The sequence below is a fragment of the Streptacidiphilus fuscans genome, assembly GCF_015690355.1.
In the GTDB taxonomy this organism is placed as follows: Bacteria; Actinomycetota; Actinomycetes; order Streptomycetales; family Streptomycetaceae; genus Streptacidiphilus; species Streptacidiphilus fuscans.
This window is the reverse complement of sequence record NZ_JADPRT010000010.1, coordinates 315955-340762: the sequence shown is the minus strand read 5'-3', so window position 1 is coordinate 340762 and position 24808 is coordinate 315955. Positions and strand designations below refer to the sequence as shown.

General features: G+C 72.0%; 21 protein-coding genes. 17 read left to right on the top strand and 4 right to left on the bottom strand.

The features are described from left to right. Positions 1 to 122: 122 nt before the first annotated feature. The 11 genes from I2501_RS24360 to I2501_RS24310 all read left to right on the top strand — a co-directional run bounded on the left by I2501_RS24360 (position 123) and on the right by I2501_RS24310 (position 13673). Positions 123 to 1850, top strand: a complete 1728-nt coding sequence (locus I2501_RS24360) for a CTP synthase (protein WP_196196296.1) — start codon at positions 123 to 125, stop codon at positions 1848 to 1850. 41 nt (positions 1851 to 1891) lie between these two features. Then, positions 1892 to 2539, top strand: coding sequence for an NUDIX hydrolase (locus tag I2501_RS24355; protein WP_328806584.1), 648 nt, complete (start codon positions 1892 to 1894; stop codon positions 2537 to 2539). Between the two features lie 169 nt (positions 2540 to 2708). Further along, positions 2709 to 4976 (top strand): tetratricopeptide repeat protein, encoded by a 2268-nt coding sequence (locus I2501_RS40705; protein ID WP_196196295.1) that lies wholly within the window; start codon positions 2709 to 2711, stop codon positions 4974 to 4976. Between the two features lie 223 nt (positions 4977 to 5199). Further along, the gene (gene ald / locus I2501_RS24345; RefSeq protein WP_196196294.1) at positions 5200 to 6315 is read left to right on the top strand and encodes an alanine dehydrogenase; all 1116 of its coding nucleotides are present in this window, start codon (positions 5200 to 5202) and stop codon (positions 6313 to 6315) included. A gap of 541 nt (positions 6316 to 6856) precedes the next feature. After that, positions 6857 to 7795, top strand: coding sequence for a ParA family protein (locus tag I2501_RS24340; RefSeq protein WP_215909961.1), 939 nt, complete (start codon positions 6857 to 6859; stop codon positions 7793 to 7795). Next, positions 7792 to 8349, top strand: coding sequence for a hypothetical protein (locus tag I2501_RS24335; protein WP_328806583.1), 558 nt, complete (start codon positions 7792 to 7794; stop codon positions 8347 to 8349). Before I2501_RS24340 ends, I2501_RS24335 begins: the two co-directional genes overlap by 4 nt. A 51-nt stretch (positions 8350 to 8400) precedes the next feature. Continuing rightward, positions 8401 to 9369 (top strand): segregation and condensation protein A, encoded by a 969-nt coding sequence (locus I2501_RS24330; RefSeq protein WP_196196291.1) that lies wholly within the window; start codon positions 8401 to 8403, stop codon positions 9367 to 9369. A 286-nt stretch (positions 9370 to 9655) separates the two neighbouring features. After that, a complete protein-coding gene (scpB, locus tag I2501_RS24325; protein WP_328806589.1) occupies positions 9656 to 10294 on the top strand; it encodes an SMC-Scp complex subunit ScpB in 639 nt (212 codons plus the stop codon). A gap of 96 nt (positions 10295 to 10390) precedes the next feature. Then, entirely contained in the window at positions 10391 to 11464 is a 1074-nt protein-coding gene (locus I2501_RS24320; RefSeq protein ID WP_196196290.1) for a pseudouridine synthase, read from the top strand. After that, positions 11461 to 12054, top strand: coding sequence for a TetR/AcrR family transcriptional regulator (locus I2501_RS24315; protein ID WP_196196350.1), 594 nt, complete (start codon positions 11461 to 11463; stop codon positions 12052 to 12054). Before I2501_RS24320 ends, I2501_RS24315 begins: the two co-directional genes overlap by 4 nt. A gap of 119 nt (positions 12055 to 12173) precedes the next feature. Further along, entirely contained in the window at positions 12174 to 13673 is a 1500-nt protein-coding gene (locus I2501_RS24310) for a DHA2 family efflux MFS transporter permease subunit (protein WP_196196289.1), read from the top strand. A gap of 55 nt (positions 13674 to 13728) precedes the next feature. Here the strand turns inward: I2501_RS24310 and I2501_RS24305 are convergent, their stop codons facing one another. Then, positions 13729 to 15882: a hypothetical protein gene (locus I2501_RS24305; RefSeq protein WP_196196288.1), complete on the bottom strand. Its 2154-nt coding sequence runs from the start codon at positions 15880 to 15882 to the stop codon at positions 13729 to 13731. A 196-nt stretch (positions 15883 to 16078) separates the two neighbouring features. Next, on the bottom strand, positions 16079 to 16417 hold the full coding sequence (locus I2501_RS24300; protein ID WP_196196287.1) for a DUF952 domain-containing protein: 339 nt from the start codon (positions 16415 to 16417) through the stop codon (positions 16079 to 16081). Between the two features lie 120 nt (positions 16418 to 16537). Here I2501_RS24300 and I2501_RS24295 point away from each other — a divergent pair, with 120 nt between their 5' ends. From I2501_RS24295 to der, 4 genes are all read left to right on the top strand, one after another. After that, positions 16538 to 17698: a M24 family metallopeptidase gene (locus tag I2501_RS24295; protein WP_196196286.1), complete on the top strand. Its 1161-nt coding sequence runs from the start codon at positions 16538 to 16540 to the stop codon at positions 17696 to 17698. Positions 17699 to 17923: 225 nt separating this feature from the next. After that, positions 17924 to 19006 (top strand): prephenate dehydrogenase, encoded by a 1083-nt coding sequence (locus tag I2501_RS24290; protein ID WP_196196285.1) that lies wholly within the window; start codon positions 17924 to 17926, stop codon positions 19004 to 19006. Between the two features lie 100 nt (positions 19007 to 19106). Then, positions 19107 to 19805, top strand: coding sequence for a (d)CMP kinase (cmk, locus tag I2501_RS24285; protein WP_328806582.1), 699 nt, complete (start codon positions 19107 to 19109; stop codon positions 19803 to 19805). Positions 19806 to 19881: 76 nt separating this feature from the next. Further along, positions 19882 to 21360, top strand: a complete 1479-nt coding sequence (der, locus tag I2501_RS24280) for a ribosome biogenesis GTPase Der (protein WP_196196348.1) — start codon at positions 19882 to 19884, stop codon at positions 21358 to 21360. A 15-nt stretch (positions 21361 to 21375) separates the two neighbouring features. On the opposite strand, the gene I2501_RS24275 is transcribed toward der, so the two are convergent. Together I2501_RS24275 and I2501_RS24270 are read right to left on the bottom strand one after the other, a co-directional pair. Next, entirely contained in the window at positions 21376 to 21732 is a 357-nt protein-coding gene (locus tag I2501_RS24275) for a hypothetical protein (RefSeq protein WP_196196357.1), read from the bottom strand. A gap of 158 nt (positions 21733 to 21890) precedes the next feature. Continuing rightward, on the bottom strand, positions 21891 to 22733 hold the full coding sequence (locus I2501_RS24270) for a hypothetical protein (protein WP_196196284.1): 843 nt from the start codon (positions 22731 to 22733) through the stop codon (positions 21891 to 21893). A 583-nt stretch (positions 22734 to 23316) separates the two neighbouring features. Here I2501_RS24270 and I2501_RS40700 point away from each other — a divergent pair. Together I2501_RS40700 and I2501_RS24260 are read left to right on the top strand one after the other, a co-directional pair. Beyond that, positions 23317 to 23970 carry a transglycosylase family protein gene (locus I2501_RS40700; protein ID WP_196196283.1) on the top strand — a complete coding sequence of 218 codons (654 nt, stop codon included), beginning with the start codon at positions 23317 to 23319 and terminating at the stop codon, positions 23968 to 23970. Between the two features lie 182 nt (positions 23971 to 24152). Continuing rightward, positions 24153 to 24797 carry a LysM peptidoglycan-binding domain-containing protein gene (locus tag I2501_RS24260; protein WP_196196282.1) on the top strand — a complete coding sequence of 215 codons (645 nt, stop codon included), beginning with the start codon at positions 24153 to 24155 and terminating at the stop codon, positions 24795 to 24797. Positions 24798 to 24808 lie beyond the last annotated feature (11 nt).

Sequence of the window (24808 nt, the reverse complement as noted above, 5' to 3'; positions counted from 1 at the left end):
AGCCCGCTTCGCAGGGCTCGTCCCACGACGGTTCAGGCTCCGTACCCCTTACGATCCACCACCCCCCTCGGCCTCTCTCGGCAGAGCGGTGCAGGTGATGACGCGACCACGGGAGCCCCCTCTTGGCACAGCCCCATTCCGGTAAGGCCGGCACGACGACCAAGCACATCTTCGTCACCGGGGGCGTTGCCTCCTCGCTCGGCAAGGGGCTGACCGCCTCCAGCCTCGGGGCCCTGCTCAAGGCACGGGGACTGCGGGTCACCATGCAGAAGCTGGACCCGTACCTGAACGTCGACCCCGGCACGATGAACCCGTTCCAGCACGGCGAGGTCTTCGTCACCGACGACGGCGCCGAGACCGACCTGGACATCGGCCACTACGAGCGCTTCCTTGACACCAACCTGCACGGCTCGGCCAACGTGACGACCGGCCAGGTCTACTCGACGGTCATCGCCAAGGAGCGCCGCGGCGAGTACCTGGGCGACACGGTCCAGGTCATCCCGCACATCACCAACGAGATCAAGTCCCGGATCCGCCGCATGGCGACCGAGGACGTCGACGTGGTGATCACCGAGGTCGGCGGCACCGTCGGCGACATCGAGTCGCTGCCGTTCCTGGAGTCCGTCCGCCAGGTCCGCCACGAGGTCGGCCGCGACAACGTCTTCTTCGTGCACGTCTCCCTGCTGCCCTACATCGGCCCGTCCGGCGAGCTGAAGACCAAGCCGACCCAGCACTCGGTGGCGGCGCTGCGCAACATCGGCATCCAGCCCGACGCGATCGTGCTGCGCGCCGACCGCGAGGTCCCGCAGGCGATCAAGCGCAAGATCTCGCTGATGTGCGACGTCGACGAGGAGGCCGTGGTCGCCGCGATCGACGCCCCGTCGATCTACGACATCCCGAAGGTGCTGCACACCGAGGGCCTGGACGCCTACGTGGTGCGCCGCCTCGGCCTGCCCTGGCGCGACGTGGACTGGACCCAGTGGGACGACCTGCTGCGCCGAGTCCACGAGCCCAGCCGGACCGTGAAGATCGCGCTGGTCGGCAAGTACATCGACCTGCCCGACGCCTACCTGTCGGTCACCGAGGCGCTGCGCCACGGCGGTTTCGCCAACAACGCCAAGGTCGAGATCAAGTGGGTCACCTCGGTCGACTGCGAGACCCCCGAGGGCGCCGCCGCGCAGCTCGGTGACGTCGACGCGATCTGCATCCCCGGCGGCTTCGGCGAGCGCGGCGTGGACGGCAAGGTCGGCGCGATCACCTACGCCCGCCAGCACGGCACCCCGCTGCTGGGTCTCTGCCTGGGCCTGCAGTGCGTGGTCATCGAGGCGGCCCGGAACCTGGCCGGTCTGGCCGACGCCAACTCCACCGAGTTCGACTCCGCCGCCCGCCACCCGGTCATCTCGACCATGGCCGAGCAGCTGGAGATTGTCGACGGCAAGGGCGACCTGGGCGGCACCATGCGCCTGGGCCTCTACCCGGCCAAGCTGGCCGAGGGCTCGATCGTCCGCGAGGTCTACGGCGGCGAGCAGTACGTCGAGGAGCGCCACCGCCACCGCTACGAGGTCAACAACAACTACCGCGCCGAGCTGGAGAAGACGGGCCTGCAGTTCTCGGGCCTTTCGCCCAAGGGCGACCTGGTCGAGTACGTCGAGTACCCGCGCGAGGTGCACCCCTACCTGGTCGCCACCCAGGCGCACCCGGAGCTCAAGTCCCGTCCGACCCGCCCGCACCCGCTCTTCGCCGGGCTGGTCGCCGCCGCGATCCGCGTGCAGGACGGCGAGACCACCGCTGCGGCTCCGGCCGCTCCGGCCGCCGCGTCCGAGGCGGCCGCTGCCCCGGTCGCGGAGTAAAGCCCAGTAAGGTCGGCGGAAACCGCCAGGGAGGGAACGTCGTGAGCGCCGCGGAGCAGCCCGTCCAGCAGGACCTTGTGGACACGCCCGACTCGTGGGAGGTCGTCGCCGAACGGCCCGCCTTCGAGGGGAAGGTCTGGGACATCGTCTCGGACGACGTGGTCATGCCGGACGGCCGCGCCGCGACGCGCGACTACATGAAGCACCCCGGGGCGGTCGCCGTGATCGCCCTGGACGAGCAGGACCGGGTGCTGCTGGTACGTCAGTACCGCCACCCGGTCCGGCACCGGCTCTGGGAGCTGCCGGCCGGCCTGCTCGACATCCCCGGGGAGAACCCGCTGCACGCCGCGCAGCGGGAGCTCTACGAGGAGGCGCACCACAAGGCGGGGGACTGGCGGGTGCTGGTTGACCTCTACCCGACCTCCGGCGGCTCCGACGAGGCGATCCGGATCTACCTGGCCCGCGACCTGGCCGAGTCCGAGGGCGAGCGGTTCCAGGCCGAGGGCGAGGAGCTCGACCTCCAGGTCGCCCGCTTCCCGCTGACCGAGGTCGTCAGCCGCGCCCTCGCGGGCGACCTCCACAACGGCGCCCTCGTCGCGGGCGCGCTGGCGCTCTCGGCGGTCCTGGCCGCCAACGGCCTCGACGCCCTCCGCCCCGCCGAAGCCCCCTGGCCCGCACGCCCGTTCTAATACCTGGCATGTGAGCCGATTGAGCGATATTCGACCGTGCTTCCGCACGCCGGTGTGAACGTGTGCCTGCGTGTGCTCCGAGTGAATTACGCTGCGTCAGAAGTCAGTGGCCAGCCTTCTGGCCCTGTCACCTGATTGCCCTGTCACCTGACCGACGGGAGCGGCGCTCGTGTCCGTGGCACAGTCGGCTTCGGCCTCCGGCAGCGAGGTGCTGCGCGCCTCGGGCCTGATCGACGCGCCTGCGCCGTTCGTCGGACGGCGCGCCGAACTCGCGCTGCTGCGCGAGGAGATCGGCCGTCCCGGACTGCGCCCCAGCGCCCGTACGGACCGTACCGACCGCGTGGACCGCACCGACCGTACCGACCGTGCGGACCGCGCGGAGGAGGCCGCCGCACCGGCCCGGGTGCTGGTCGTGGCCGGACGCCCGGGGTCCGGGCGGACCGCGCTCGCCCTGCGGCTGGCCGCCGAGCTCGTCGACGGCTTCCCCGTGGCCGTCAGGCTCTCGCTGCGCGACCCCTTCCCGGCGCGACGGCTGCTCGACGCGCTCGGCCTGCCGCGTCCGGCCGCCCTTTCCCCGGACGAGGCGGAGAGCGCCGCCGCCGAGGCCGTCCGCGCGCACCTGGCCGAGCAGCAGGTGCTGCTGGTCCTCGACGACGTCACCGGCAGCGGGCAGATCCAGCCCTTGCTGCCGACCGCCCCGGGCTCCCTGGTGCTGGCCGTCACCTCGGGGCCGCTGAGCTCCGTGCCGGACGCCCGGCCGTGCGTGCTGGGCGGGCTGGACTACACCGCCGCCCGGGAGCTGCTGGCCGCCATGGCGGGCGACGTCCGGGTGGTCAACGACCCGGTCGCGGCGCAGGCCATGGCGGAGACGGTGGCCTGTCACGCCGGAGCGCTGCGCCTGCTCGGCGGCTGGCTGGCGACCCGTCCGCGCGCCTCCCTCTCCGACGCCCTCCAGGCGCTGCGCGACGTCGCCCCTGAGGCCTTCGCGCAGTACACGCGCCCGCAGGCCCCGTCGGCTCCCGCGCCGTCGGAGCGCCCGTCCGTGCTGGGCCTGCCCGGGCAGGCCGTGCCGCCGATGCCCAGCTACGCGCCCACCGTCGGGGCCCCCGCCGCCGCGCCGCCCCCGCCGCGAGGCGCGCAGCGCAGCGAGGACCCGCTGCGGCGTACCTTCGCGCTCGTTTACGGCGCGCTCGGCGGCGGCGCGCAGCAGTTGCTGCGCCTGACCACGGTCGTCCCGGGCGGCGTGCTGGACGCCCGCGGCGCGGCGGCGCTGGTCGGCTGCCCGGTGGACGCCGCCGCCACGCAGTTGGCCTCGCTCGCCGCGCAGCAACTGCTGCACGAGGAGGCGGCAGCGCCGGGCCGGTTCCGGGTGCCGGAGAGTCTGCGGCCGGTGCTGACCGGGCTGCGCGAGGCGCACGACAAGCCCGCCGCCGTGGAGCTGTCCCGGGCCCGGTGGCTGGAGCGGCAGGTGCGGCTGCTGGGCGCGTGCGTCCACCGGCTCGCGCCGGACCGCATGCCGGAGCCCGAGCCGCTGCCGGTCCCGCTCCGGTTCCGCAGCGCCGCCGAGGCCTGGGCCTGGCTGGACCTGGAGCTGCCCACCCTGCTGCTGGCCGTCCCGGACGCCATGGCCGCGGGCGGCCTGGACGGGCTGGTGACCCGGCTGGCCACCGCGCTGGTCCGGGCACTGCCGGTGTGGGGCGAGGCGCGCGGCCGTTCGGTCGCCACCGACCTGTACGCCCTGCACTCGGCCGTCCAGGAGCTGGCCCGGCGCGGCGCCCAACCGCAGCGGCAGGCCGCGGCCCTGGTCAACCTGGGCGACCTGCACGCCGCCGCGGGTGAACACTCCCGGGCCATGGAGCGCTACCGCAGCGCGCTCGGCCCGGCCCGCGCCGCCCAGGACCAGGTCGCGGTGGGCCGGATCCTGGAGGCCACCGCCGGCGCCTACCGTGCCTCCGGTGACCTGGTCCGCGCCGTCGACTTCTACGGCCGCGCGCTGACCCTGCGCCGCAACCGGGGCGAGCGCGCCGACGAGGCCCGGCTGCTCGGCCGCCTCGCCGCCACCCACAGCGCCCAGGGCCGCTACACGGACGCGCTGCGCGAGTACCGGGCCGCGGTCGCCCTGCACCGCAAGCTCGACGACGAGTCGGCCGCGGTCACCGCGATCCTCGGCGCGGCCCGGGTGCAGGAGCTCTCCGGCGGCACCGAGGCAGCCCTGCGCACCCAGCGCGAGGCGCTGGAGGCGGCCCGGCGCGCGGGCGGCGGACGCCTTGAAGGGCTGGTGCTGCTGCGCATGGCGGAGGCCCTGGACCGCGCGGGTGACCAGGCGGGCGCACGGGTCCAGCGGGACCAGGCCGCAGCCCTGGGTGTGGGCCGTCCACGGCAGGCCCCGACGCGGGAACACCGGCCGCCGACGGCACAACGATCCGGTTTCGATTGATTGTCCTGATTGTCGCATTTCTTGTGATTCGATGGCCCGGCCGGAGCGCAAGCCTACGAAACAGCCAACAGATCCGAGACTTTTGGTCGGATTGGAAGGCTTACGCATGTCTGGGGCTTCAAATACACTCGGAAGTGCCACGCATGGCAATGTCGCTGCGCGTGGCTTCCGGCGGCGTTCCCGTCGTCGGGAGGAACCCCCATGTGCAAGGGACGTGTTAGCCGTGAAGGTCGGCATCCCCCGCGAGGTCAAGAACCACGAGTACCGCGTGGCCATCACGCCGTCTGGCGTGCACGAGCTGGTCCGCAACGGGCACGAGGTGTTCGTCGAGAACAACGCCGGTGCCGGCTCCTCGATCCCCAACGAGGAGTACGTGGCCGCCGGTGCCACGATTCTTGACACCGCCGACGAGGTCTGGGCCACGGCCGACCTCCTGCTGAAGGTCAAGGAGCCCATCGCCGAGGAGTACCACCGCCTCCGCAAGGGCCAGCTGCTCTTCACCTACCTCCACCTGGCCGCCTCCCGCGAGTGCACCGACGCGCTGCTGAGCTCCGGCACCACCGCCATCGCGTACGAGACGGTCCAGCTCGCCAACGGCGCGCTGCCGCTGCTCGCCCCGATGTCCGAGGTCGCGGGCCGTCTGGCTCCGCAGGTCGGCTCCTACCACCTGATGCGTCCGACCGGCGGCCGTGGCGTCCTTCCCGGTGGCGTGCCCGGCACCCACCCGGCCAAGGCCGTCGTCATCGGCGGTGGCGTCTCCGGCTGGCACGCGGCCACCATCGCCATCGGCATGGGCTACGACGTGACCCTGCTCGACCGCGACATCAACAAGCTGCGCGAGGCCGACAAGATCTTCGGCAACAAGATCAAGGCCATCGCCTCCAACTCCTTCGAGCTGGAGAAGGCCGTCCTCGAGGCCGACCTGGTCATCGGCGCGGTGCTGATCCCGGGCGCCAAGGCCCCGAAGCTGGTCACCAACGAGCTGGTCTCCCGCATGAAGCCGGGCTCCGTGCTCGTCGACATCGCCATCGACCAGGGCGGCTGCTTCGAGGACTCGCACCCGACCACGCACGCCGAGCCGACCTTCCCGGTCCACAACTCGGTCTTCTACTGCGTGGCCAACATGCCGGGTGCGGTGCCCAACACCTCCACCTACGCGCTGACCAACGCGACCCTCCCGTACATCCTCGAGCTGGCCAACCGCGGCTGGCAGGAGGCCTGCCGCCGCGACGCCGCGCTGGCCAAGGGTCTCAACACGCACGAGGGTCAGATCACCTACGCCGCGGTCGCCGACGCCTTCGGCCTGCCGCACGTCGAGCTGGCGGACGTCCTGGCCTGACCATGGCCCGATGACGGCCTGACGGCTTGTCACCCGCCCAGGAGGGCGTCGCACGTCGGTGCGGCGCCCTCCTGGCGTTCTGTCAACCCCACGCAAGTTGATGTCACCCTCGGCAGAGGAGTGAACGGGGGTGAGCAGCAGTGTCTCTCCGTGCCGAACAGCGGTTTCGTACAGTGCCTGGGACCGGCGATCCGCAATTGTCATATCGACATGTTGGTTAGTGCATCACTGGTGTGCTGGTTGACGCTACTGTGTCGTTGCTAGGCTGCGGTGCGGTGAATGCCGCCCAGTGGAGGGGGCAGAGCCCCAAGCTCTCGATGTCCGCACCGACACTACGGCGGTCGCCAAGGAGGTAAGACGACTTGTGAATGAGTCGACAATTGCTCCCGGGAGCGGCGCCCCGCGTACTTTCGACGCACGTCAGCAGCAGCCCGGCTACCCGAGCCTGGAGTACCCGATTTCCGATCACGACGCGCTGCGCCACGCGAGCGCGCTGGACGTCCCCATCGAGCCCGGCCTGGTCCAGACGGACCGCGCCGGCATGGCGGACGGTCAGTTCTACGACCCCGATGCCGAGTACGAGCCGGATCCGGAGTACGCCGCGACCCTGGCGCCCGACGCCGCGCGCCAGCGCCGCGAGCGGGTCGGCCCCACGGGCAGGCCGCTGCCGTACTTCCCGATCCCCACGCCGCTGACCGAGCACGGTCCGGCCCGGATCGTCGCGATGTGCAACCAGAAGGGCGGGGTCGGCAAGACGACCTCGACCATCAACCTGGGCGCCGCGCTTGCCGAGTACGGCCGCCGGGTGCTGCTCGTCGACTTCGACCCGCAGGGCGCCCTGTCGGTCGGCCTCGGCGTCAACCCGATGGAGCTCGACCTCACCGTCTACAACCTGCTGATGGAGCGGGGTCTGACGGCCGATGAGGTGCTGCTCAAGACGGCCGTGCCCGGCATGGACCTGCTCCCCAGCAACATCGACCTGTCGGCCGCCGAGGTGCAGCTGGTCAGCGAGGTGGCCCGGGAGTCGGCGCTGGCGCGGGCGCTCAAGCCGCTGCTGAACGACTACGACTACATCATCATCGACTGCCAGCCGTCGCTCGGCCTGCTGACGGTCAATGCGCTGACGGCCGCTCACAGTGTCATCGTGCCGCTGGAATGCGAGTTCTTCGCGCTGCGCGGGGTCGCGCTGCTGACCGAGACCATCGAGAAGGTCTGCGAGCGGCTCAACCCCGACCTGCGCCTGGACGGCATCCTGGCCACCATGTACGACTCGCGCACGGTCCACAGCCGCGAGGTGCTGGCCCGCGTGGTCGAGGCGTTCGGCGAGCACGTCTTCCACACCGTCATCGGCCGTACGGTGCGGTTCCCGGAGACCACGGTGGCCGGTGAGCCGATCACCACCTACGCCTCCAACTCGGTCGGGGCCGCCGCGTACCGTCAGCTCGCCAGGGAGGTGCTCGCCCGGTGCCCCGTCGAGTGAGTCTCCCGGGGGCGGACGAACTGTTCCGGACCACTGGGGGGACCGCACTCAGCACGCCCGCGCCGCGCGCACCGGACGCCTCCGAGGAGACGTCCTCCGCGCCCGCCGCCCCGCCCGCGTCGGCGGGGTCCTCGGCCGGGGCCCAGGCAGCGGTGCCGCCCCCGGCGGCCCGGCCCCCGGAGGGGCAGCCCGCCGATCCGGCAGGCGAGCACGGAGCCGTCCCCGGCCCGCCCCCTCGGGTCGAGGCCGGAGCGGCTACCAAGGCCGCGCAGGCCGCCTCCGACGCGATCACCCAGCCGGCGACCGCCCGCCGCAAGACCCGCGGCCCGCGCCCCCGCCCGACCGGTCGCGAGCGCCACGAGGAGAAGATCACGGTCTACGTCTCCGCCGAGGAGCTGTTCGACCTGGAACACGCCCGGCTGGCCCTGCGCGGCGAGTACGGACTCGCGGTGGACCGGGGGCGGATCGTCCGCGAGGCGGTCGCCGTGGTCCTGGCGGACCTGGAGCAGCGCGGCGAGGCCAGCATCCTGGTACGACGGCTGCGCGGTCGCTGACCCGCGCGGCGCTCGCCCGCCGGGCCGGGGACAGGGCACCATAGGCCCACCATGCACACCCTGCCCGAAGTCCCACCCGAGGTCGCCGACGCGCCAGGCCCTGACCTGCGCGGTCCTGACGCGACCCGCCCTGACGCGCCCGGTCCCGACGCGCCCGGCGAGGAGCCGGCGGGCGGCTTCCTGGTGCGCCTGGACAACTTCGAGGGCCCGTTCGACCTGCTGCTCAGCCTGATCGCCAAGCACAAGCTGGACGTCACCGAGGTCTCGCTGTCCAAGGTGACCGACGAGTTCATCGCCCATATCCGGGCCATGGGTCCGGACTGGGATCTCGACCAGGCCAGCGAGTTCCTGGTGGTGGCGGCCACCCTGCTCGACCTCAAGGCGGCCCGGCTGCTCCCGGTCGCCGAGCTGGAGGACGAGGAGGACCTCGCCCTGCTGGAGGCGCGCGACCTGCTCTTCGCCCGCCTGCTCCAGTACCGCGCCTACAAGCGCGTCGCGGCCCTCTTCGCCGAGCGCTGGGAGGCGGAGGGCGCCCGCCGCCCGCGTACGGTCGGCCTGGACCCGGAGCACGCCGAGCTGCTGCCCGACGTGGTCATCTCCATCGGCCTTACCGCGTTCGCCAAGCTCGCCGCCAAGGCGATGGAGCCCAAGCCCAAACCGGTCGTCTACGTCGACCACATCCACACGCCCAAGGTCAGCGTCCGGGAGCAGGCCGAGCTGGTCCTCGCCCTGTTGCGCGAGCGCGGCGAGGCGCGGTTCAGCGAGCTGACGGTGGACGCGCCCGACGTGCTGACGGTGGTGGCCCGGTTCCTCGCGCTGCTGGAGCTGTACCGGGAGAAGCTGCTCGCCTTCGACCAGCCCGAGGCACTCGGGGAGTTGCTGGTCCGCTGGGCGGCCGACGTCGCCGACGGCGGGGAGATCGCCGTGGCGGAGGGCCTGGGCGAGGAGTTCGACGCACCCCCGGCGGACGCCGCGGGGACCGCCGAGGACGGCACACACGCACGCACGAAGGAGTCCTGAGATGCCGGACGACCGCAGCGACGCGACCGGCGCGCCACGCCGCCGTCTGGGCCTCCCCGGCCAGCTGCGCCCGGGCGAGCAGCTGGAGACGGTCTTCCGCGAGGACGTCGCCGGCGCGGGCCTCGTCGAGGTCGACGTGATCGACGCGATCGACGAGCTCGACGCGATCGACGATGTCGCGCAGGTCGATCTTCCGGAGCCAGCAGGGGAGCGCACCCTGGAACCGGTCCTGGCACCGGCACCCGTCCCGCGGCCCGCGCCTGCCCCCGAGCCGGTGCCCGCGCCCGTGCCCGCTTCCCCGGTGGACCCCGTCCCGGACCCCGCCCCCGAGATCCCCCTCAAGGCCGCGCTCGAAGCCGTGCTCATGGTCGTCGACGAGCCGATCAGCGCCGTGCGGCTGGCCGAGGTGCTGGAGCGGCCGAGGAAGCTGGTCGCCGCGGCGCTCGCCGAGCTGGCCGAGGAGTACACCGAGCAGCAGCGCGGTTTCGAGCTCCGCCACATCGCCGGGGGCTGGCGTTTCTACACGCGCGCCGTCTGCGCGCCGGTCGTGGACCGGTTCGTCCTGGACGGTCAGCAGGCCCGGTTGACCCAGGCCGCGTTGGAGACGCTGGCGGTCATCGCGTACCGTCAGCCGGTCTCCCGTTCCCGGGTCTCCGCCGTCCGTGGTGTGAACTGTGACGGCGTCATGCGTACCCTGGTACAGAGAGGTCTGGTCGAGGAGTCCGGTACGGAGCCGGAGACCGGAGCGTATTTGTACCGGACCACTCACTACTTCCTGGAACGGATGGGGCTGCGCGGCCTGGACGAACTGCCGGAGCTCGCGCCCTTCCTCCCCGAGGCCGACGACGTGGAAGCGGACTCGCAGGAGGGCTCCGCGATCGCCGAGGCGGTGCTGGCAGTGGACAGTGGGCCCAGCGGCGACTGACGCCGACCGGTGAGTGCCGAGCAGTGAGTAGTGCGGTAGTGAGTAGTGCAGTACGGACGACAGACGACGACGGACAGACCAGGCAGCGGGCATTTGATGCGTAGCGGTAACAGCAGGAACAGCAGCGGCGGCGGCTCGGGCTCCCGGGGACAGGGCGGCCAGGGACAGGGCCAGCGTCGCGGCCAGGGCACGGGCTCGGGCGGCGGCAAGGGCACGCCGCGTCCCGAGCAGCGCCGCTACGACCGGCCGGAGTGGGGCGGCGGCGAGAACGCCAAGCCGCGCGGTCCGCGCCGTGAGGGCACGGGCAGTGGCGGTGGCGTCGGCCAGATCCGCCCGAAGAAGGGCCCCGGCGCCGGTGCCTCGCGTCCGCGTGAGCTGCAGGCCCGCGTCGAGGACGCGGTCCGGGCCCGCCACGACCGCCCGTCCAAGCCGAGCGCGACCGGCGACCTCGAGGGCGAGCGCCTGCAGAAGGTGCTGGCCCGCGCGGGCATGGGCAGCCGTCGCGCCTGCGAGGAGCTGATCGACCAGGGCCGCGTCATGGTCAACGGCAAGGTCGTCCGCGAGCAGGGCAAGCGCGTCGACCCGGACAAGGACAAGATCGAGGTCGACGGTCTGACCGTGGCCACCCAGAACTACCTGTTCTTCGCGCTCAACAAGCCGGCCGGCGTCGTCGCGACGATGGAGGACCCGGACGGCCGTCAGTGCCTGGGCGACTACGTCAACAACCGCGAGACGCGTCTCTTCCACGTCGGCCGACTGGACACCGAGACCGAGGGCATCATCCTGCTCACCAACCACGGTGAGCTGGCCCACCGTCTGACCCACCCCAAGTACGGCGTGCAGAAGACCTACCTGGCCGCGATCCAGGGCCCGATCCCGCGCGACCTGGGCAAGATCCTGGCCAAGGGCATCGAGCTGGAAGACGGCTGGGCCCGCGCCGACGGCTTCAAGGTGGTGCAGAACGTCGGCAAGAACTACCTGGTCGAGGTCACCCTCCACGAGGGCCGCAAGCACATCGTGCGCCGCATGCTGGCCGAGGCGGGCTTCCCGGTCGAGAAGCTGGTCCGCACCCAGTTCGGGCCGATCGCGCTCGGCGACCAGAAGTCCGGCTGGCTGCGCCGGCTGACCAACCCCGAGGTGGGCCAGCTGATGAAGGCTGTGGGGCTCTGACCCAGGTGACGACTGCGGCGGCAGGGCGCGGGCGCCTCAGCGCCGAGCGCGAGGCGGAGCTGTACCGGCACGTCATCGACCTGGTCAGGGAGCTCGGCTACGACTCGTTGACCATGGACGCCGTGGCCTCCCGCGCCCACGTCAGCAAGGCCACGCTCTACCGGCAGTGGAAGGGCAAGCCGCAGCTGGTCGCCTCCGCGATGCGCCACGCCCGCCCGTTGCTGCTCGACGACGTCGACACCGGCTCGCTCCCCGGCGACCTGCACGCGCTCGCGGAGGCGGGGATGGCGCTGGAGGACGACACCGTCTTCATGAGCGCGGTCGGCCACGCGGTGCATCTGAACCCCGATCTGGGGGCGGCGCTCCGGGAGATGCTGGTCGAGCCGGTCCTGGTGGTCCTGCGCGAGATGCTGGCGCGGGCCGTCGCCCGCGGCGAGATCCGCGAGGGCGCGGCGGCGGGGGAGTTCCTCGGGCACATGCTGGTCGGCGCGCTGCCGGCCCGGAAGATCCTCGAGGACCGCTTCGCGGACACGGAGTACATGAAGAGTTACATCAACTCCGTGGTGCTCCCCGCGCTTTTGAACAGCTGAGAGGTTCCCCGCGCCGCCGGGGTCTGAGACGCGGCTCACATCGCCTATCGAAACGACTTCGTTTCGATAGGCGTATCGTTGCCTGCGAAGAGTACGAAACCGTTTCGTTCGGAGTCCTCATGTCTCAGACAACCGCCCCGCGCGTCAGCGCGGCGGAGGGCAGTACGGCCGCCGGCAACGGCGGCCGACGGTGGTGGGTGCTGGCGGTCGTCGGGATCGCGCAGCTGATGGTCGTGCTGGACGGCACGATCGTGAACATCGCGCTGCCCTCGGCCCAGCACGCGCTGGGCTTCTCCAACGCCGACCGGCAGTGGATCGTCACCGCCTACGCGCTCGCCTTCGGCAGCCTGCTGCTGCTCGGCGGGCGACTCGCCGACCTCTTCGGTCGCAAGGTCGTGTTCCTGGTCGGCGTCGGCGGGTTCGCCGCCGCCTCCGCGCTGGCCGGTGCCGCCGGGGACTTCACCGTCCTGGTCACCGGCCGTGCGCTGCAGGGCTTCTTCGGGGCCCTTCTCGCGCCCGCCGCGCTCTCCCTGCTCAACACCACCTTCACCGAGGCCAAGGAACGCGCCAAGGCGTTCGGCATCTTCGGCGCCATCGCGGGCGCGGGCGGCGGCATCGGCCTGCTGCTCGGCGGGCTGCTGACGGAGCATCTGAACTGGCGCTGGACCCTCTTCGTCAACCTCTTCTTCGCGGCCCTCGCGCTCGCCGGCGGCTTCGCCTTCCTGCGCAAGGGCGCTCCCGCCGATCGGCCCAAGCTGGACATCCCCGGCACGCTGCTGGTCTCCGCCGGTCTCTTCGGGCTGGTCTACGGCTTCTCCAACGCCGAGTCGCACAGCTGGGGTTCGCCGCAGACCTGGGGGTTCCTGGTCGCGGGCGTGCTGCTGATCGCGGTCTTCGGCTGGTGGCAGACCCGCGCCGAGCACCCGCTGCTGCCGCTGCGCGTGCTGCTGGACCGCAACCGCGGCGCGTCGTTCCTGGCCACCGCCATCACCGGCGCGGGCATGTTCGGTGTCTTCCTCTTCCTGACCTACTACCTGCAGGAGACGCTGCACTACAGCCCGGTGCAGACCGGCCTCGGCTTCCTGCCGATGATCGGCGCGCTGATGGTCTCCGCGCAGCTGGCCACCCTGTGGCTGCTGCCGCGGATCGGGCCGAGGCCGCTCGTCCCCACCGGGATGGCGCTCGCGGCGGGCGCCATGGTCTGGCTGACCGCCCTCGGGCTGAACAGCTCCTACGCCACCGCCGTGCTGCCGCCGCTGCTGGTGATGGGCTTCGGTCTCGGCCTGATCATGCCGGTCACGATGAGCCTGGCCACCGACCGGATCGGCGAGCAGGACGCGGGCGTGGCCTCGGCCGCGGTCAACACCATGCAGCAGATCGGCGGTTCGATCGGCACCGCGCTGCTCAACACCCTGGCCACCAGCGCCGGTACGAGCTACCTGGTCGGCAAGGGCGTGCCGACGCCGGAGCTGCTGGCCAAGGCGCAGCTGCACAGCTACTCCACCGCGTACTGGTGGTCGGCGGGCTTCTTCGCCGTCGGTCTGGTGCTCAGCCTGGTGCTCTACCGTCGCGGAAGGATCCAGCAGGACGCGAACGCGCCCGTCGCCGTCCACATATGACGGTGCTTCATGCGGACGGGACGGGCGCGGTCGTGACTCGCTCGTCAGTCGCTGATCAGGCGGCGGCCTTCTGGGCCTGCGCGATCAGCCGGTCGGCCTGCTGGACCAGCAGGCCGGCCTTCCTGTTGTCGGCCGTGGCGGCCCGGTCGTGGCCGAAGGCCATGCCGTCCAGCACGCCGGCGATCTGCGCGGCGAGCGCGTCGCGCGCGGTGCCCAGGGCGGCCAGCTTCGCCTCGTCGGCCTGGTAGACCGCGTCACCGGCCGAGGTCGAGGAGACGCCCTCGTTGGACAGGACCAGCGTCGCCGCCGCGAACTGGCCCACGCCCGCGTCCAGCTGCTTGTAGACGGCAGCCAGCGCCGCGTACGCGCCGCGGTCGCCGCGCAGCGAGCGCGGCAGCGCGGAGGCGGTCAGGAACGGCGTCAGCACCACGCCGTCGCTGCGGTAGTCGTCCCGCAGGCCGGTCAGCGTCAGCATCGTCGGCCGCATGTCGGTGTGGTCCGACCAGACCTTGTGGGTGACCCCGAGGTGCTTGACACCCGGGCCGACCAGGCCCAGCCAGGTGGTGTTGATGTCGGTCGAGAAGTCGCCGTGGTTCCAGGCGTAGTCCGGACCGAGCGCCACGCAGGCGGAGTTGCAGTTGGCCGCGCCCGCGTAGACGTAGTAGTTCGGGTTGGCGAACGAGGTGAACGTCGGCGTGCGCTTCGGGTCACCGGTGACCATGTGGAGCAGCTTCATCTCCGTCTGGTCGGCCTCGTAGTTGTTGATCACGTCGGTCTTCCCGGTGATCGGGTTGACCGCCGTCACCTTGGACCACGCCTGCTCGAACGAGCGGGTCACCGGGGCGTTCTGCGCCGGGTCGCCGTTCAGGTAGAAGTTGGGCGCGGAGTCCGCGTGGATCCCGTACTTCGTGGTCACGCCCTGCTGGGTGGCCAGCAGGCCGCTCGCGTTGGCGTTGATCTCGCCGACCTGCTGGTAGGTGCACGGGACGTGCACGCCGTCGCAGTTCGCCGGGCTCGGCGCGCCGCCGACGAAGTGGTCGTTCTCGTCGGAGGTCACCACGAACTCGGTGTTGTGGGAGTTGATCCCGTCCTTGGACAGCCGGCTGAAGAACGACGCGAACGCCTGGTCGTAGGTCTTGAGCTGTGCGACGTAGCCCGCCTCGCCCGGCCCGAAGGCGTTGTACGGGGCGGAGTGGTTGTCGTGCGCGTCGGAGATGTACGCGAAGGTGACCGGGACGCCGGACTCCTGCATCTGCGCGACGTAGCCGAGCGTGTTGGCCGCGCTCATGCTGTCGAAGCCGGGGAAGCCCGGGTTGCCCTTGGGGTCCGTGATCGGCTGGCCGGAGGTCGAGTTCACCACGGCCGAGCCGCCGGTGATCGCCGGATTCACCGACTTGGCGCCGAACAGCGCCTGGTAGCCGTGGTAGCCGCCCGGCTCGTCCGGCAGCAGGTCGGGACTCGCCGCGCTGCCCGCACCGGCGCAGAGCTTGGAGTCCTTGGCGCAGTGGACGCCGATGCCGACGTAGTCGGCCTGGGCCTTGGCCGGGTTGGCCTTGGCCTCGGCGGCCTGGGGGGAGTTGGCGCCGAAGACCTTGTTGATGTCGACGGTGGTGTTCTCCAGGATGGTGTTCGCCGCGGAGACGGCGCCCACGTCACAGCCCGCACGCGTGTAGGGGACCCACGGCGCGGGGGTGTTCTTGCCGTTCTGGGTCACCATCGTGTAGCTGGAGTCGCTCGGCGTCGGGACCGAGCTGTCGGCCACGCCGTCGGTCCAGTAGGCGAAGGTGCTCGCCGAGTTGGTGGTGCCGTCCGGGTTGTAGTACCGGTACGAGTTGGCCACCGGCTGACCGTGGTCGCTGCCGTAGAGGCCGGTCAGCGAGGTCAGGATGTCGTCGCCGGTGTGGGCGATCAACGGCGTGTGGTGGTTGTCGTCCAGCACCCCGTTGGACGTCAGGAAGTTCAGCAGATGCGGCATCTGCTCCAGGTCCGAGGGGACGTTGGGGTTGTCCCGGGTGAAGTGGACGTTGTCGAACTGCAGGTAGATCACGTGCTTGACGCCCGGCTGTGCCGAGTTCAGCTGACAGGAGGCCGTCCCGTGGTTCGCCCCCGCCTGCGGCGCGCTCGGCGCCGCCACCGCCGGGGCCGCGACGGCGGCCCCGAATCCCAGCCCGGCGGTCAACGCCAGGGCCAGCACCTTGCTCTTGCGCATCCTGCTCCCTCTTCGTGATCGGTCGGAGTTTCCCCGATGACGCGCGTAGAAAGTGACGCATCACACTGGCACGGGAGCAGCGAGCGCAAAAGAGGGCCTGCGGGGTCTCTGTGTTGCCCGCAGGTGAATTGACGGCAAATCAGTGGAGCGTGCGGCTTCGCGTCAACTCCACAGGGCTTTCAGTTCCACCGAGTCCTCAGCTCCACACGGCGAGGTGCGCCCAGCGGCCGGAGGAGTCCCGCTCGGCCTCCAGCATCCCGGCCACGGCGGAGCGGTTGACCGGACCGTAGACGTGCGGGTAGAGCACGCCGTCGGCGGCCTCGTCCCAGCGCACCGGCGCGTCCAGCCGGTTCTCGTCGATCAGCAGCACCATCAGCGGGCCGCGCGCGGAGGCGTAGCGGGCGTTGGCGACGGCCAGCGCCCGCTCCTCGTCGGCGGAGCAGTGGATGAAGCCCTCCAACGCCAGCGAGGACGTCGTGTAGGGCCGGTCCGGGTGTTCCAGCCACGCGTCGAGCGGCGTCAGATGGAAGAGCATGTCCACTTTGTACCGCAACAGCCGCACGGCGAGTAGAGGGTCTGCCGCAGGACCGGTCCTGAACGGGCCCGGACACTCAGGAACACTGCGGAGGCGAGCGGGGCGTGATGGACTTGGGCCATGGCACACGATGCTGCACACGACGCCCCCGGACAGCACTCGGCCGGCGACCCCGCGCTGTACCCCGCCGACCGGGTCGCCCGTGCCCAGCAGGCCGCGCGGGCGGCCGGACTGGACGCCCTGCTCGTCTCGCCGGGGCCGGACCTGCGCTACCTGACCGGCTACGAGGCGCTGCCGCTGGAGCGCCTCACCTGCCTGGTCGCGCCCGCCGAGGGGGCGCCGTTCCTGGTCGTGCCGCTGCTTGAGCAGCCCGCCGCCGAGGCCTCGCCGGTCGGCGCGCTCGACATCGAGATCGTCCCCTGGCGCGAGACCGAGGACCCCTACGCCCTGGTCGCCTCCCGGCTGCCGCGCGGGCTGGGCCGGGTCGGCCTGGACAACCACATGTTCGCCGAGAAGGTGCTCGCCTTCCGCGACGCGCTGCCGGGCACCGAGCAGGCGCTGGCCGGGCAGGTCATCGGCGAGCTGCGGATCCGCAAGAGCGCGGCCGAGGTCGCCGCGCTGCTGGAGGCCGCCGAGGCGATCGACAAGGTCCACTCGGCGGTGGAGGAGTGGCTGCGCCCCGGCCGCACCGAGCGCGAGGTCGGCCGCGACATCGCCGACGCGATCACCGCCGCCGGTCACGCCACGGTCGACTTCGTCATCGTCGCCTCCGGCCCCAACGGCGCCAGCCCGCACGCCGAGGTGTCCGACCGCGTGATCCGCGAGGGCGAGCCGGTCGTCGTCGACATCGGCGGCACCATGCCCTCCGGCTACTGCTCCGACTCCACCCGCAACTACTGCGTCGGCCGCCCTCCCGCGCGCTACGAGTCGCTCTACGAGGTGCTGCTGGCCGCGCAGAAGGAGCAGTGCGACGCGGTCGGCCCGGGCGTCACCGCCGAGGCGCTGGACGCCGTCGGCCGCGACCTGATCGCCGAGGCCGGCTACGGCGACTACTTCGTCCACCGCACCGGCCACGGCATCGGCCTGGAGACGCACGAGGAGCCCTATATCGTCGCCGGGTCGTCCCGCCCGCTGGAGCCCGGTATGGCCTTCTCCATCGAGCCCGGCATCTACCTCCCCGGCGAGTTCGGCGCGCGCATCGAGGACATCGCCGTCTGCACCGCTGACGGCGGCGAGCGGCTCAACCTCACCAGTCGCGAGCTGCGCATTCTCGCCGGATAGGGTTGTGGCGTCTCAGTAACCGTCTTGACCGGCGGACGCCCGTGTCCCTGACGTGTCCGCGCGGTTACGGTGGGCGTCAGCGGCTTTGCCGATCGGGTCGGACTGCGCCCCGACCCGATCGGCCGCCGCTGGACCTCCCCGCCCCGGCCTTCTCGTTCCCGCGTTCTTCTCGCCCGCCTTCTTCCTTCTCGCCCGCCTTACTTCTCTCCCGAGGACGTACCCCCGATGCGCACCGCCGTCGTGATCGGCACCGGACTGATCGGCACCTCCGCCGCGCTCGCGCTCACCGAACGCGGCACGACGGTCCACCTGCGCGACGCGGACCACGACGCCGCCCGCACCGCCGCCTCGCTCGGAGCGGGCACGGTCGAGCCGCCGGAGGGCATGGTCGACCTGGCGATCATCGCGGTGCCCCCGGCCCGCGTCGGTCAGGTGCTGGCCGACGCCCAGCGGGAGGGACTGGCCCGCCACTACACCGACGTGGCCAGCGTCAAGGCGGGTCCGCGCCAGGACGTGCTGGAGCTCGGCTGCGACACCCGCAGCTACATCGGCAGCCACCCGATGGCGGGCGCCGAGCGCAACGGCCCTCTGGCCGCCCGCGCCGACCTCTTCGACGGCCGCACCTGGGTGCTGACGCCGATGCCGGACACCGACACCGAGACGCTCAACGCCGCGCTGGAACTCGTCGCGCTCTGCGGCGCGGTCCCGGTGGTGATGGACGCCGCCGCGCACGACCGCGCGGTCGCGCTGGTCTCGCACACCCCGCAGTTGCTCGCCTCGCTGGTCGCGGCCCGGCTGGAGCACGCCCCGGACAACGCGGTCCGGCTGGCCGGGCCCGGCATCCGCGACACCACCCGGATCGCCGCCTCCGACCCGCGGCTCTGGGTCGACATCCTCAGCGCCAACGCCGGTGTGGTCGCCGACATCCTGGAAGAGGTCGCCGCCGACCTGGGCGGCGCGGTCTCCGGCCTGCGCGCCATGGAGGCGGCCGACGCGGCCAAGCGCGGCGAGGGTGCGGCGGCAGTTGCCGACGTGCTGCGCCGCGGCAACGTCGGCCGCGCCCGGATCCCCGGCAAGCACGGCGCGCCGCCCACCCGCTACGAGGACGTCGCGGTGCTGATCGGCGACCAGCCGGGCGAGCTGGCGCGTCTCTTCGCCGAGGCGGGCCGGGCCGGGGTCAACATCGAGGACGTCACCATCGAGCACAGCACCGGCCAGCAGGCCGGCCTGGTCAAGCTGGCCGTGGCACCGGGCGCGGTCCCGACCCTGACGGCGGCGCTGCGCGAGCGCGGCTGGAGCCTGCGGTAGAGCTCGGCAGCGGGGGCCGGTCCGAGGCTGCGCTGACGCCTGCCCGGCGACGGTAACCTTTACGTAGACCTCTGCCCTGCGTTCCGAAGGAAGCCGCCCCGTGGACAACTCCTCTGCCCCGGTCGTCGTCGTGCTCGACGGCCCCGCCGGCACCGGAAAGTCGACCGTGTCGCGTGAGATCGCCGCGCAGCTGGGCTACAGCTTCCTCGACACCGGCGCCATGTACCGGGCCATGACCTTCTGGCTGCTCAACGCCGGTGTGGACGTCGACGACGCGGACGCCGTCGCGGTGGCCTCCGGCAAGCCGGTCATCGTCTCCGGGACGGACGCGGCAGGCCCCACCATCACCGTCGACGGCGTCGACGTCTCAGGTCCCATCCGGGAGCAGCCGGTGACCGCCGCCGTCAGCGCCGTCAGCGCCGTCGCCGAGGTGCGCACCCGCCTGGTCGAGCTGCAGCGCGCCTCCGCGCTGCACGCCGAGCGCGGGATCGTCGCCGAGGGCCGGGACATGGGCACCGTGGTCTTCCCGCGCGCCGACGTCAAGGTCTTCCTCACCGCTTCCGCCGAGACCCGGGCGGCCCGTCGCGCCGCCCAGCTCGGCGTCACCGACCTGACCGAGATAGCCGCGATCCTGGCCGACATCAACCGCCGTGACACGGCCGACTCCAGCCGCGCCACGGCGCCGCTGCGCAAGGCGGACGACGCCGTCGAGGTCGACACCAGCGAGATGACCCCGGATCAGGTCGTCGCGCACATCATCGGGCTGGTGCACCAGCGCGTCGCCGCCCGCCTGGGCTGAGCTCCCACGCAGCGGGCGCCAGCCCCCAGAACCGCCTGAAACAGACGAAGACGAGAGTGGGCACCGCCCGATGAGTATGGAGAACGCCGGTCACGCCGAGGCAGCCGGCCATGTCGCCGGTCACGGCGACCTGAACGACGCCGAGTACGCCGAGTTCATGCAGCTGGCCGCCGAGGAGGGGTTCGATCTCGACGAGTTCGGCGACCTCGACGACCACGAGCACGTCCCGCTGCCGGTGCTGGCCGTCGTCGGCCGTCCCAACGTCGGCAAGTCCACGCTGGTCAACCGCATCATCGGCCGTCGTGAGGCGGTCGTCGAGGACCGTCCCGGCGTCACCCGTGACCGGGTCCAGTACGAGGCCACCTGGAACGGCCGCCGCTTCAAGCTGGTCGACACCGGCGGCTGGGAGATCGACGCGCTGGGCCTGGACGGCCTGGTCGCGACCCAGGCGGAGATGGGCATCGAGAACTCCGACGCCGTGCTCTTCGTCGTCGACGCCCAGGTCGGCGCGACCGACACCGACGAGGCGCTGGTCAAGCTGATCCGCCGCTCCGGCAAGCCGGTGGTGCTCTGCGCCAACAAGGTCGACGGCCCCTCCGCCGAGGCCGACGCCGCCGCGCTGTGGAACCTCGGCCTCGGCGAGCCCTACCCCGTCTCGGCCCTCCACGGCCGCGGCTCCGGCGACATGCTGGACGCCGTCCTGGAGAAGCTGCCGGAGGCGCCGCCGCAGACCTTCGCCGCCGACCAGATCCTCGGCGGCCCGCGCCGCGTCGCGCTGATCGGCCGCCCGAACGTCGGCAAGTCCAGCCTGCTCAACAAGGTCGCGGGCGAGGACCGGGTGGTCGTCAACGAGCTGGCCGGCACCACCCGTGACCCGGTCGACGAGATGATCACCCTCGGCGGCAAGACCTGGAAGTTCATCGACACCGCCGGTATCCGCCGCCGCGTCCACCAGACCGCGGGCGCCGACTTCTACGCCTCGCTGCGCACCGCGGCCGCGCTGGAGAAGGCGGAGGTCGCGGTGGTCCTGATCGACGCCAGCGAGACGCTGGCCGAGCAGGACACGCGGATCATCTCCATGGCCGTCGAGGCCGGACGTGCCGTCGTCGTCGCCTACAACAAGTGGGACCAGATGGACGACGAGCGCCGCTACTACCTGGAGCGCGAGATCGAGCAGGACCTGGTCCAGGTCCAGTGGGCGCCCCGGGTCAACGTCTCCGCCCTCACCGGCCGCCACATGGAGAAGCTGGTCCCGGCGATCGAGGCCGCGCTGGACGGCTGGGAGACGCGTATCCCGACGGCCCGTCTGAACGCTTTCCTCGGCGAGCTGGTCGCCGCCCACCCGCACCCGGTGCGCGGCGGCAAGCAGCCCCGGATCCTCTTCGGCACCCAGGCCGGCACCAAGCCGCCGCGCTTCGTGCTCTTCGCCTCCGGCTTCATCGAGGCCGGATACCGCCGCTTCATCGAGCGTCGGCTGCGCGAGGAGTTCGGCTTCGTCGGCACCCCGATCTCGATCTCGGTGCGCGTGCGCGAGAAGCGCGGCAAGAAGAAGTAGGCAGGCGGGGCCGGATCAGGAGGACCCGGGCGGCAGCGAGAGGTAACCCCGGTGCCGCCCGGCGCCCGGCGGCACCGGGGCGGCCTGCGGGGCGGGGAAGCTCTGCGGGGCGGTGAAGTCGGCGAAGTAGGGCAGCCGGAAGTTCTCCTCGCCGCTGCGGTCGCCCGGCAGGCTGCGGAAGAGCCTGCGGAACTCGCTGTAGAGGGAGTCGTAGATCGGCGTCTCCCTGGAGGCGTCGCGCTCGAAGGCGGGCCGCATCGCCGGGATCGGCGTCGGAACGCTCGGCGGCATCGGAACGGCGAACGCCTCGGCCGACGGCATCCAGACGCCGGGGCTGCGGCGGGGCGGGGGGAAGGTGTCGAAGGTGTGCACGTAATGGCCAACGACCCAGCCGTCCTCTGGATGCGGGGACGGCACCGGCAGTCTCTCCGGGAACAGCACGAAGCAGGGGCGCACGGTTGCGTGCGCCCCTGCTTCGCGTCCGCTCACGGATTCTGCGGACTCTCTGGAGCCTCCCGACCCTGCGGACCTCAGGTGCCGGCCAGCGGCAGCACCGCGCCGAGCAGCAGGCCGCGCCGTGCCGCGTTGTCCAGGGCGCTGCGCAGCAGGTCCTCACGCGGCTGACGACCGATGCTGCCCGCCGGGGCGGCGAGCATCATCACCTGCGCCTGCTGCGAGGCCGCCGAGCGCCACGCGTCGGTCACCTGGAGCGGCTGGTGCGCCTGCCACCACGCGTTGGTGCCGCCGCCGGGGGAGGGCTGCAGCACAGCGTGGAGCTGACCCATCGCCATCAGCACCGACCAGCCGGGCAGCTGGCCGGGCGGCTGGTCCACGTCCGCGACGAGCTGGAAGCCGTGCTCCATCAGCAGCTCGCCGAAGGCGTCCTCGCCGACCGCTGTGCCGGGGCGCCCGATCGGCCCGGTCGGCTCGACCACCAGCGCCGCACGCGGCACCCCGGGGAACTCCCCGCCCTTGCACAGCACCAGACCGCAGGTCACCCCCAGCACCGCCGGTTGACCGGACGCGGCCGGCGCGACGGGCGCAGCCGCCGGTGCGGCGGGCGCCGAGGGCGCGGGAACGGACGCGGCGTGCGGGGCGGTGGCACCGATGCTGCGGACGGCCCCCTGCAACTGCTCCTCGGCCACCTCGACCACCTGGGACGGGATGCACCGGGAGTGGGCGAAGGCGAGGACCGCCGTCTCCTCGCCGACGAACAGCACGGTGGCGGTCGGGTCCTGGGTGACATCGCCCGGCGCCCGGCAGGACGTGCAGTCGTAGCGGTCGGGGGCGGTGACCCCCTGAAGCAGACGATCGGCCTCGTCGTCACCGATCTCGGCACGGACCTCGTCGCTGACGTCGATCATGCGCTGCACGAATGACTCCTCGAATCGCTGGGCCGGGGACGTCTGGCCCCAGCCGATATGACGGCCGTGATGACAAACGCACCGGATGTGCCCGGGGTCACGGCCAGGCCCCGAATCGGACGAGAACTCGACCGATTTCGGTCACCCTGACGCACTGTGGGGTGACGTTCCGTCGACGGTGTGGGGGAGGTCACCCGGTCTCTCGCCCCGGTCCGTGTGGCGGGCGTCACGAAACCGTCCGACTGACGGTTCGACAAAAGTCCCAAATCGGACATCCGGTAAAGATTTACAAGATCCTTACTGCCGGTAACGTCCACGTGAACAGGGACTTTCCCTCGAGGTTTGAGTCCGTGGCGGGGGAGTTCCTACGGTCAGTGGCGTCGGTGCAACGAGCACCGCCCGGGTTCGCCCGCCTCCGCACTTCCCCCCTGCGTCCTCGGACGTGGGACGTGGGAGGTGCCCGCCGCCGCAACAACAGACAGGTCGGTGGCGAGTGACGGAGCGAGGGCGCGGGACCGGTCGAGCACAGAGCCGTCGTGACGGACTGTGCGGACCCCCGCCGACCCCGCCCGGGACTGTCGAAAGGCATTTGATGAACTTCCGCGTCCGCACCGCCGTTGTCGCCGCCACGCTCGTCGCCGCTCCGGTGGCGGGTCTGCTGACCGCCACCTCGGCGTCTGCTGCCTCGGTCTCCACCTGGGACGCCGTGGCGCAGTGCGAGTCCGGCGGCAACTGGTCCATCGACACGGGCAACGGCTTCTACGGCGGCCTGCAGTTCACCCCGAGCACCTGGGCGGCCTACGGCGGCACCCAGTACGCCCCGCAGGCCAACCAGGCCAGCGAGGGTCAGCAGATCGCCGTCGCCGAGCAGGTCCTGGCCTCCCAGGGCCCGGGTGCCTGGCCGGTCTGCGGCCCGCAGGCGGGTCTGACCGCCGGTGGCGCCCCGGCGCAGGTGAGCACCGCCTCGCAGCAGCAGGCCCCGGCCCAGCAGCAGTCGGCCCCGCAGCAGCAGGCCCCGGCCCAGCAGCAGGCTCCGGCGCAGCAGTCCGCCCCGGTCCAGCAGTCGGCCCCGGCGCAGACCAGCTCCTCCTCGGCCGGCAGCTACACCGTCAAGTCCGGTGACACCCTGAGCGCCATCGCGTCCGCCCACGGCACCACCTGGCAGAACCTGTTCGCCGCCAACAAGACCGTCATCGGCGGCAACCCGAACCTGATCCTCCCGGGCCAGGTCCTCAACCTGGGCTGAGCCTCCGGCTCTCCCCGCGTCTGACGACACCGGCGCGGCCGCCGTCCCCCGTGGACGGCGGCCGCGCTGTCGGCGTTGCCGACGTTGTCCAGCGGCGGGGGCTGCGCTGATCGGGTGGTCCGTGGCGTGGCAGATCATCAGATCATCTGCCTGGAACGGGAGCCGACGTAGCGTCAGTAAGCATGGGCATAGTCGGAAGATGTCTGAGCGCCACCACGGCTGCCGTCCTGTGCGCGCTGCCGCAGTCGGCGTCGGGTGGGACGCGCGTCCCCGCGACGGTGTGGGACCGGCTCGCCGTGTGCGAGAGCAACAGCCGATGGCACGTCAACAGCGGCAACGGTTACTACGGCGGACTCCAGATCTCCCTGGAGACCTGGCGCGAGTCCGGCGGACGGCGCTACGCCTCCCGCCCCGACCTGGCCGGCCGGATCGAGCAGATAGCCACCGCCGAGCGGATCCTCGCCTGGCAGGGCTGGGACGCCTGGCCGAACTGCGCCCGCAGCCTCGGCCTCACCGGCCACCGGCCGCCGGGCGGAGGCAGGCCTCCGGTCACGACACCTCCTCCGGTCAGCAAGCCGCCGGTGACCACGCCTCCCGTCGCTACGCCGCCGCCCGTCACCACGCCTCCCGTCACCACGCCGCCCACCGGCACGGTGCCCGCCACGTACACGGTTCGGGCCGGTGACTCGCTGGCGTCCATCGCCTCGCACTTCCATCTGCCCGGCGGCTGGCCCGCGCTGTACGCGCGCAACCGCGCCGTCATCGGCCCGGACCCGAACGCGCTGAACGCGGGGACGGTGCTGCGGTTGCTCCCCGCCACCGGTTAATCCGTCGTCGG

What these genes read in the sequence shown, in the direction of transcription:
- I2501_RS24340 (WP_215909961.1), top strand. Translation starts at nt 6,857, where the DNA reads ATGGCGGACGGTCAGTTCTACGACCCCGATGCCGAGTACGAGCCGGAT.
- I2501_RS24330 (WP_196196291.1), top strand. Translation starts at nt 8,401, where the DNA reads ATGCACACCCTGCCCGAAGTCCCACCCGAGGTCGCCGACGCGCCAGGC.
- I2501_RS24320 (WP_196196290.1), top strand. Translation starts at nt 10,391, where the DNA reads ATGCGTAGCGGTAACAGCAGGAACAGCAGCGGCGGCGGCTCGGGCTCC.
- I2501_RS24310 (WP_196196289.1), top strand. Translation starts at nt 12,174, where the DNA reads ATGTCTCAGACAACCGCCCCGCGCGTCAGCGCGGCGGAGGGCAGTACG.
- I2501_RS24305 (WP_196196288.1), bottom strand. Translation starts at nt 15,882, where the DNA reads ATGCGCAAGAGCAAGGTGCTGGCCCTGGCGTTGACCGCCGGGCTGGGA.
- I2501_RS24300 (WP_196196287.1), bottom strand. Translation starts at nt 16,417, where the DNA reads ATGCTCTTCCATCTGACGCCGCTCGACGCGTGGCTGGAACACCCGGAC.
- I2501_RS24295 (WP_196196286.1), top strand. Translation starts at nt 16,538, where the DNA reads ATGGCACACGATGCTGCACACGACGCCCCCGGACAGCACTCGGCCGGC.
- I2501_RS24290 (WP_196196285.1), top strand. Translation starts at nt 17,924, where the DNA reads ATGCGCACCGCCGTCGTGATCGGCACCGGACTGATCGGCACCTCCGCC.
- der (WP_196196348.1), top strand. Translation starts at nt 19,882, where the DNA reads ATGGAGAACGCCGGTCACGCCGAGGCAGCCGGCCATGTCGCCGGTCAC.
- I2501_RS40700 (WP_196196283.1), top strand. Translation starts at nt 23,317, where the DNA reads ATGAACTTCCGCGTCCGCACCGCCGTTGTCGCCGCCACGCTCGTCGCC.
- I2501_RS24260 (WP_196196282.1), top strand. Translation starts at nt 24,153, where the DNA reads ATGGGCATAGTCGGAAGATGTCTGAGCGCCACCACGGCTGCCGTCCTG.